At 57.1% G+C, this 366-nt stretch carries 1 protein-coding gene; it reads left to right on the top strand.

From position 1 onward, the window contains the following. Positions 1 to 327, top strand: a 327-nt coding sequence (locus ACM9LZ_RS26060; RefSeq protein WP_416622406.1) for an integrase core domain-containing protein, incomplete at its 5' end; no start/stop codon positions are given. Positions 328 to 366 lie beyond the last annotated feature (39 nt).

Consider the following 366-nt stretch of genomic DNA (forward strand, 5'->3'; position numbering starts at 1 on the left):
CTGTTGCGACGACCGGTTGAGACCGCCCAATATCTATCAATCCGATACACCGAGCGGCTGGGCTTGGCTGGCATCGAACCGTCGGTCGGCAGTGTCGGTGATTCATACGACAATGCCTTGGCCGAAACCGTCAATGGCCTCTACAAAACTGAGGTGATCCACAGGCGCGGACCTTGGAAATCCTTTGAAGCTGTGGAATACGCAACCCTCGAATGGGTCGACTGGTTCAACAACCGACGCCTGCTCGAGCCCATCGGAAATATCCCGCCCGCCGAGGCGGAACAACGCTATCATGATGCTGTGAGCACTCAGCAAATGGCTGCATGACTCACGAACTTTGGCCGCCGACAATCCCGGCGCGGTTCA

This window comes from Niveispirillum fermenti (genome assembly GCF_048066175.1).
In the GTDB taxonomy this organism is placed as follows: Bacteria; Pseudomonadota; Alphaproteobacteria; order Azospirillales; family Azospirillaceae; genus Niveispirillum; species Niveispirillum fermenti.